Origin of the sequence: Fructobacillus tropaeoli (assembly GCF_001047135.2) — a bacterium.
GTDB lineage: Bacteria > Bacillota > Bacilli > Lactobacillales > Lactobacillaceae > Fructobacillus > Fructobacillus tropaeoli.
The window spans coordinates 22839-29775 of record NZ_DF968078.1 but is presented as its reverse complement, the minus strand read 5'-3'; the positions used below and the strand labels follow the sequence as shown (position 1 = coordinate 29775).

5 protein-coding genes and 4 pseudogenes are annotated in these 6937 nt (G+C 46.0%); 8 read left to right on the top strand and 1 reads right to left on the bottom strand.

Going from position 1 to position 6937, the window contains the following annotated elements; all coding sequences use genetic code 11:
- Positions 1–19: 19 nt before the first annotated feature.
- Positions 20–397, bottom strand: coding sequence for a hypothetical protein (locus AOQ32_RS00155; protein ID WP_148666505.1), 378 nt, complete (start codon positions 395–397; stop codon positions 20–22).
- 331 nt (positions 398–728) lie between these two features.
- Between AOQ32_RS00155 and AOQ32_RS08600 the strand changes: the two genes are divergently transcribed.
- The 8 genes and pseudogenes from AOQ32_RS08600 to AOQ32_RS00125 all read left to right on the top strand — a co-directional run bounded on the left by AOQ32_RS08600 (position 729) and on the right by AOQ32_RS00125 (position 6935).
- Positions 729–869 (top strand): hypothetical protein, encoded by a 141-nt coding sequence (locus AOQ32_RS08600; protein WP_158531844.1) that lies wholly within the window; start codon positions 729–731, stop codon positions 867–869.
- A gap of 319 nt (positions 870–1188) precedes the next feature.
- Positions 1189–2042 (top strand): annotated as a pseudogene (hisJ, locus tag AOQ32_RS09150) (histidinol-phosphatase HisJ).
- 365 nt (positions 2043–2407) lie between these two features.
- A pseudogene (locus AOQ32_RS09100) lies at positions 2408–3325 on the top strand (ATP phosphoribosyltransferase regulatory subunit); the annotation flags it as partial.
- Positions 3308–4024 carry an ATP phosphoribosyltransferase gene (hisG, locus tag AOQ32_RS09095; RefSeq protein WP_338066425.1) on the top strand — a complete coding sequence of 239 codons (717 nt, stop codon included), beginning with the start codon at positions 3308–3310 and terminating at the stop codon, positions 4022–4024. The pseudogene AOQ32_RS09100 and the gene hisG, both read left to right, overlap by 18 nt.
- A pseudogene (gene hisD / locus AOQ32_RS00140) lies at positions 4021–5210 on the top strand (histidinol dehydrogenase). Before hisG ends, hisD begins: the two are co-directional and overlap by 4 nt.
- On the top strand, positions 5203–5793 hold the full coding sequence (gene hisB / locus AOQ32_RS00135) for an imidazoleglycerol-phosphate dehydratase HisB (protein ID WP_059393034.1): 591 nt from the start codon (positions 5203–5205) through the stop codon (positions 5791–5793). Before hisD ends, hisB begins: the two are co-directional and overlap by 8 nt.
- Positions 5794–5809: 16 nt before the next feature.
- Positions 5810–6426 (top strand): annotated as a pseudogene (hisH, locus tag AOQ32_RS00130) (imidazole glycerol phosphate synthase subunit HisH).
- On the top strand, positions 6390–6935 hold the full coding sequence (locus tag AOQ32_RS00125; protein ID WP_338066416.1) for a HisA/HisF-related TIM barrel protein: 546 nt from the start codon (positions 6390–6392) through the stop codon (positions 6933–6935). The pseudogene hisH and the gene AOQ32_RS00125 overlap by 37 nt, the downstream one beginning before the upstream one ends.
- The last annotated feature ends 2 nt before the right edge of the window (positions 6936–6937 follow it).

Genomic DNA, 6937 nt, shown 5'->3' with positions numbered 1-6937 from the left:
GGGGTGGGGGCCTTTTGTGTTAATTTTTATGGGTATGCCAGTCGAGTAGGTATACTAGTGCCGCCGGCAACAGGATTAGTACCAGGAAGACCGGGTAAACACTAACACTGTTTTGTGTCGCCATTTGCCGATTGATTTCTTGCTGGTAAAGGAAGTTTCCCGAAAAGGCAAAGAGTCCGGTTCCAATAATGGTCATCAATTTGAAGTAGCGGGGACGAACCAAGTTATCGTTTTCGCTATTTTTCTGTAGTGGCAAAAGGACAATTGCCACGGTAGCAACAAAAAGGCTAAAGGCCAAATTATACTCGATTGAACTGAGGTGCCTGGATAAGTCCGTCAACGCTAAGGGTATTAATGTCAGTAGGAACAGTGGATTTCTTTTTTGATTTTTAAACAAGTAATCTTCTCCTGAATTTTTTACTTCTCTTGAATCCAGGTACGATTTTAACATGGTTGCTCAACGAAATGCAAAATCAACAAAATAACAATTGTAATGGCGCTTGATAAGAGGAAAATGGCTAGCAGATGACATCCTTGATACCTTGAATAGGTGGAAGGAAGATGGGGAACCAATCACTGATTTTATGAAGGAACGATGAAAGGAAGATTACAGTTGTCAAAAAAATAATTAAAAATTAATGTTGCTATTTTGACAAAGCGTTGTATAATTCAATTAAGGAAATGGCCGGCCGTTTCCTAAAAGGATTAAGTTCTTGGAGGTACTGTATATGAAGAATAAGTTTTCTCTGAACACAAAGATGATGTTGGGCAAAAACTCAGCAATCGTAAACAATTCTTTGGCAAACGCCAAATCCTTGCAGGCATCGTTCTTTATGAAACGTGAGGCCAACTCGGTCAGTCCAGGTTAGGATGGAAGCGAAGTCACAAAAAATTCATCCTACAACAACAAGTTACAATCTTGCAGTCGTATGGACTGTGCCCCGAAAGCCCTACACTTTCGGGGTTTTTTAGTGCTTAAAAATCAGCTGGACCATGGCGATTTTTTGGTTAAGAGAGCAGAAATCGATTTAGATGGATGGTTAGATTTCATAATCAGCGGGTACAATTGAAACTGATTTTTTGAAGGGCCTTTTTTGAGTAAAAGTATCTATTTCCCTAGGAATATGATAGCATAGTGGTGTTTTATTAGTCTTGATGAAGAAAAAATGAGAAGGAGTCTTTGAGACGATGAAGAAAGACGGCCACACGCACACGCGCTTTTCCCACCACGGAAGTCAGGAACCCCTTGATTTATATCTTGAACGAGCAATCGAACTTGGTTTTACCGATTATGTGGTGACGGAGCATGCGCCCTTACCAGAGGGCTTTTTAGCTACTTATGCCGGACCGAGAAGTCAGGATGATGACTCGGCCATGCTTGCCAGTGAACTGGTCGCTTACAAAGAAGAAGTTGCTCGAGTGAAAGAAAAATACGGGGACAAAATCCGTATCAATCAGGGGTTTGAGGTTGATTATTTACCGGGATACGAGGCTGAAACGAAGTCCTTTTTGCAAGAAAATGCTGACTGGATTGATGAAATTGTTCTATCGGTGCATTTTTGGAAAATGATCATGGTTTGATTGGACCGATTGATTACGATCCCGACCAGCTAAAACAGTTTTTTTCAACGGAATTACAGAACCCGCAGGCCTTATTCAACAAGTACTTAACCATGGTTCAGCAAAGTATTGATTTTGACACAGGTTTGTCAACACCGGTGCGGGTTGGCCACATCACGTTGATTCGTAAATTCCAAAAATACTTTGATTTTCCTTATTTCGACCAGGAAAACCAACAGAAGATCGCAGCTATTTTGACGAGCATTCTAGAAAAGGGCTGTGAATTAGACGTCGATGCCGCAGGTTTGCGTAAAGAATTTTGCGGTGAAAGTTATCCGGATGCAAAAATTTTACGTCAGGCAGTTGCTTTACAAGTACCCATGACCTATGGATCGGATGCCCACGAGGTTGCAGATTTGGGTCTGGCCTATGACGAACTGGCGGCAAGCGTTCACCAAAAACATGAGAATTTTAATGAATAGATTCAAAAATAATGATAAAAGGTGTTGGCAAAGGGAAATAAAGTTATAGAATGAAAATAACTTAATAGTAATACGCAGAAGTTAGACAAGTAATTATTGGTCAACTGTACAGGGAGTGCTCAAGCTAACGCATTGAGATGAGCGCCAGTACCAAGATGAAAACACACTAACGAGCAGATTAGTCCAAAAACTAACCCGGTTGTTTCCGATATCAAACAGACCTTTGTTAGAAGGTTACTGAGCATTTTTTGCGTAAGCAAAAAGTGGAATGTAGGTGGGAAGACGTGAAAACGTCCTTACAAACTCGATTCGAGTTTGTTTGGGCGTTTTTTAGTTGGTTGAACCAATCAGAAAGGGTATAAATAATGAACCAAAAGATGTTAGCTGCGGCATCGCGTGATCAATATGGTGAAACGCTGAAAGAGAAGCAGGCGATTGAGCAAACCATTATTAATGTTTTGAATGATCAAGGCTACATCCCCGTCAGCACACCGCTTATCGAGCAGGAGAGTGTCTTTGACCAATACCAGGAAAAGAAAGTTTTCCATCTGTTTGACCACATGGGTGAAAAATTAGTTTTACGGCCTGATTTGACCTTACCAATTGCCCGCTTTCTCGCGGCAAATCAAACAACGTCAACTGTGACCCGCTTGTACTACCTCGGCGATGTCTTCCACCAAATCGTGAATTTATCGGGCGACTACAACCAGGAAACGCAGGCCGGGATTGAAATTATTGGCGAGCAGAGCTTCTAGGCAGAAATTGAAACATTAGAAACGATGTTAGCCTTTGCCCAGCGCTTTGGCATTGTCGATGTTCAGGTTGTCCTTAGTGACGCTCGTTTGATTGACTTGATTTTGGAGCAATTTGATTTGGACGACCGCATCCGCAGCGAAATGAAGCAGGCAATTGGGGAAAAAAACATTTCCCGCTTCGAGCAGCTGAAGGCACAAATTCCTGATTTCCCAGCTGAATTAGCCGACTGGCCGCTGGCATTTGGCGAAAACGGGGAGTCGGCCATGGAAAAGCTCCGACGAATTCCAGCTGTGAAGGAAATCATGGACGATTGGGTGCGCTTGGCGAACTACACACACCGCCACTATCCAGATGTGGCAGTGACGGTTGATCTGGCCGCCGTTTCACCGCAACCGTACTACACCGGTACCATTATCCGTGGCTTTGTTCCGAGCCTAGGTGACTATCTCTTTTCTGGGGGACGCTACGACCGGTTGCTTTCAAAAGCCGACCAAGAAACGGTTCCGGCCATGGGCATGGCTTTAAAAGTCGAAAAGGTCTTAGCTGATCGGCAACGTGATTTGTCTTCCTTATCGGCCCAAGACCCGATTGTTGTGGTTTTGGCCAAGGGACGGGTTGAACAGGATGCGCGTTCATTACTGAAAAAAGCCGGTGTCGATACAAGTCAATTGGACAATCCGGCGCGTAAATTAGTCTTCGAAACGGCCGACAACCGTTACCGTTTTATCTTAGTAAAGGCCAACGATGTGGCGAAGTATTTGGACCAGGGGATTGGTGATGTCGGCATTGTCGGTTCGGACACGATTGCCGAACAGGAACAAAATCACTATGACGTGTTGGATTTGCAAACCGGGAAGGCAGAGTTCGTTTTAGCAGCCTGTGAGGACTTTGAACCGGAAAAAATCAGTCGACTCCGCATCGCCACGAAATATCCCAAGTTAGCCAGTCAATACTTTCACGACCAGGGCGAGGATGTCGAATTAATCAAGCTCGAAGGGTCCGTTGAATTGGGACCAATTACCGGCCTGGCTGATGCCATTATTGATATTACTCAAACTGGTCGAACGCTGGTTGAAAACCATTTACAAATTTTCGACCGAGTTGGCCCGGTAGCGACTCACTTCCTGGTTCGTAAGGGCTCCTTACTCCAGTACCAAGATGAGTTGACGACCGTTATTAAGCGCTTAGCAAACCTAGTTGCACTGAAAGAAGAGGTAAAAGAATGAAAATTATTGAAAAAATGACACCAACAGACTTAGCCGAATTGAGACAGCGGTCAGATACGAATCGACAGGATGAAGTTTTGACGCAGCAAGTTCAAGATATCATTGCCACGGTCCAAAAAAGGGTGACCAAGCGTTAAAGCAATATAGTCAAGCTTTTGACCGAGTTCAATTAAACGACCTCCGGGTGCCAGCGGCTGCGATTCAAGCCGCCTTTGATCAAGTTGACGAAAAGGTCATCACGGCGTTGAAAGAAGCCGCCGAAAATATTCGTTCTTTTCACCAGTTGGAACGGGGTCAGTCCTTTGAAGACAAGAACCGTCCAGGTGTGATTCGGGGCACCAAGGTGACGCCACTAGCTGCTGTTGGGATTTATGTTCCGGGAGGGACGGCTGCCTATCCATCTTCTGTTTTGATGAATGCCATTCCAGCTAAAATTGGCGGTGTCAACCAAATTGTAATGGTGACGCCACCACAAGCAAAGGGAATTAGTCCGGCGGTCCTTGTTGCCGCCTCGATTGCTGGTGTTGATGAAATTTACCAAATCGGTGGTGCCCAGGTCTATGGGACCGTGGCCATCGACATGATTGCCGGCCCTTCAGAAATCGGCATCCTGGCCGATGAGACGGCCAATGCCAAGAATGTGGCCGCTGATTTATTATCCCAGGCTGAGCACGATGTGCGGGCACAAGCCATGCTCGTGACCAATTCGGCCGACCTAGCACAAGGGGTGATGAAAGAGGTCGATGAACAATTGGCCAAACTACCTCGGCGCGAAATTGCCAGCCAATCAATTGCCAACAATGGCGTGATTTACCTGGTAGAAACAGTCCAAGAAATGCTGGATACGATGAATAAGCTGGCTCCTGAGCACTTGGAAATTCAATTGAAAAACCCAAGTTCGTATCTCGATCAAATTCAAAATGCTGGTTCCGTCTTTTTAGGGCCTTTCGCCTCTGAACCGCTCGGAGACTATCTGGCTGGACCAAATCACATCTTGCCAACCGGAGGGACAGCTCGTTTTTCTTCGGCCCTGGGGGTTTGGGATTTTCAAAAGAAAATTCAATACTTAGAGTATGACCAAGAAGCGCTCGTCAAAGATGCGCCATTCGTAACGGCCTTAGCACGAGAAGAGGTACTAGAAGGGCACGCACGAGCAATTGAAAGTCGGGTGAATGCAGATGACTAAACGACAAGCAACGATTATTCGTAATACAAAGGAAACGCAAATTAGCTTGAAATTGGACCTGGATGATCAAAGTCCTGCGACAATTTCCAGTGGCATTGGCTACTTAGACCACATGCTCAATTTGTTTGCTAAGCATGGTCGCTGTGGCCTGGAAATCAAGGCCACGGGCGACTTGGAAGTCGATAGTCACCACACGACAGAAGATATCGGCATCGCTTTGGGCCAGGCCTTTGCGAAAGCGTTGGGAGACAAAGTTGGCATTGAACGTTATGGTGCCCAATTTGTGCCGATGGATGAAACATTGACCCGGGCGGTAGTTGACTTATCTGGCCGTTCATATCTCGTCTTCCAAGCTGATTTAACGGCCCAACGACTTGGAACCTTTGAAACGGAAGTCGTGGAGGACTTTTGGCAGGGCTTTAGCGACCAGCTACGAGCCAATATCCACATCGAAGTGCTCTATGGTCGCAATACTCACCACAAAATTGAAAGCATGTTCAAGGCAATGGGGCGGGCGATGCGCCAAGCCGTGACGATTAATCCGGAAATCAAGGGTGTCAATTCGACCAAAGGGACGATTTGAGAAAGAAGAGGATCAGATGACGATTGTGATTGTTGATTATGGGCTGGAAATGTATTGAATGTGGCCAAGGCCATTGAATATACGGGCATGTCGGTCAAGATTTCAAAGGATCCGGCAGACATTGCCAGCGCGGACGGCCTGGTGGTGACGGGCGTGGAGGCTTTTGCGAAGGCGATGGACCAACTCAGAGCAGCTGAATTAGTGGAGCCAATTAAGGACTATGCAAAATCAGGCCGGCCACTGTTGGGCATTTGCTTGGGCATGCAGCTTTTGTTTGATTCATCGACAGAGTTTGGTGAAACGGAGGGCTTGGGTTTGATTCCAGGTCAGGTGGTTGCCTTACCCCAGCAAAAAAATTATAAAGTACCACAAATGGGTTGGAATAAAAACGAGGTTCAGTTGGAAAATCCGTTAGCTAAGACAATTGATGATAAGTATACGTACTTCGTCCACAGCTACTACGTAGTAACGGACAAAAAATATATTGCGGCCACGGTGCCTTACGGTCAGGTTGCAGTGCCAAGCATTGTGGTGAATAAAAATGTAATCGGCGTCCAGTTCCACCCTGAAAAATCAGGACTGGATGGGCTGTCACTTTGGCAAAGTTTCCAAGAAATGGTGGTGGTCGTATGATTTTTCCAGCGATTGACTTGCTTGGCGGCGAATCAGTTCGTCTCTATCAAGGTGACTACCAAAAGAAGATGGTGGTGGAAACAGATCCATTTACCCAACTGCAGGCCATTGAAGCGGCAGGCTTACGGCAGGTTCACTTGGTCGACTTGGATGGTGCCAAGAAAGGGGCGTCCGTTAACGCCGATTTGATTCGACGCTTACGAGAAAATAGCGATATTTTCCTTGAATTGGGCGGTGGGATTCGCACCCTGCAACAGATTGATGATTACCTGCAACTCGGGATTAATCGGGTGATTCTCGGATCGATTGCCGTGACGAATCCTGAATTGGTGCAGGAAGCGGTTACCCGCTTTGGCCCAGAAAAAATTGTGGTCGGTGTTGATGGTCAAGATGGTCAGGTGAAGACGGCCGGCTGGACTGAAGCCAGTCAGCACACTGGCCGATATTGCAACGCTACAGGAAAGCGGGTTGGTCGATATGATTGTCGGTCGCGCACTATACGACGGTGATT

What these genes read in the sequence shown, in the direction of transcription:
- AOQ32_RS08600 (WP_158531844.1), top strand. Translation starts at nt 729, where the DNA reads ATGAAGAATAAGTTTTCTCTGAACACAAAGATGATGTTGGGCAAAAAC.
- hisG (WP_338066425.1), top strand. Translation starts at nt 3,308, where the DNA reads ATGGGCATGGCTTTAAAAGTCGAAAAGGTCTTAGCTGATCGGCAACGT.
- hisB (WP_059393034.1), top strand. Translation starts at nt 5,203, where the DNA reads ATGACTAAACGACAAGCAACGATTATTCGTAATACAAAGGAAACGCAA.